The following is a 1,047-nucleotide window of genomic DNA, read 5'->3' on the forward strand; positions in this document are numbered from 1 at the left end:
AGAACCACCGGATCACTAAGACCTACTTTCGTACCTGCTCGACTTGTGGGTCTCGCAGTTAAGCGCGCTTTTGCCTTTATACTCTACGCGTGATTTCCGACCACGCTGAGCGCACCTTCGTACTCCTCCGTTACTCTTTAGGAGGAGACCGCCCCAGTCAAACTACCCACCAGACATGGTCCTCGCTCCCGATCAGGGAGCAGAGTTAGAACCTCAATATTACCAGGGTGGTATTTCAAGGACGGCTCCATGGCAACTAGCGTCACCACTTCAAAGCCTCCCACCTATCCTACACAAGTAAGATCAAAGTTCAATGTCAAGCTGCAGTAAAGGTTCACGGGGTCTTTCCGTCTAGCCGCGGGTACACCGCATCTTCACGGCGAATTCGATTTCACTGAGCCTCTGCTGGAGACAGCGCCGCCATCATTATGCCATTCGTGCAGGTCGGAACTTACCCGACAAGGAATTTCGCTACCTTAGGACCGTTATAGTTACGGCCGCCGTTTACTGGGGCTTCGATCAAGAGCTTCGCTTACGCTAACCCCATCAATTAACCTTCCAGCACCGGGCAGGCATCACACCCTATACGTCCACTTTCGTGTTTGCAGAGTGCTATGTTTTTAATAAACAGTTGCAGCGGCCTGGTTTCTGAGGCTGCCAACAGCTCAAGGAGCAAGTCCTATCACCGCCGGCAGCGTACCTTCTCCCGAAGTTACGGTACCATTTTGCCTAGTTCCTTCAGCAGAGTTCTCTCAAGCGCTTTGGTCTACTCGACCTGACCACCTGTGTCGGTTTCGGGTACGATTCCAGTGTAACTGAAGCTTAGAGACTTTTCCTGGAAGTATGGTATCAGCCACTTCACCAGTAAACTGGCTTGCTATCAACTCTCAGCATAGAGCACCCCGGATTTGCCTAAGATACATGCCTACAGTCTTCCACCTGGACAACCAACGCCAGGCTGACTTAACCTTCTCCGTCCTCTCATCGCATTACACTGAAGTATTGGAATATTAACCAATTTCCCATCGACTACGCCTCTCGGCCTCG

The 1,047-nt window shown here is 51.4% G+C and carries 1 rRNA gene; it reads right to left on the minus strand.

What is annotated here, in order from left to right:
* Positions 1–1,047: ribosomal RNA gene (locus FTV14_RS15900) — 23S ribosomal RNA — on the minus strand; the annotation flags it as partial.

The sequence above is a fragment of the Acinetobacter sp. YH12236 genome, assembly GCF_013417645.1.
Taxonomy (GTDB): domain Bacteria; phylum Pseudomonadota; class Gammaproteobacteria; order Pseudomonadales; family Moraxellaceae; genus Acinetobacter.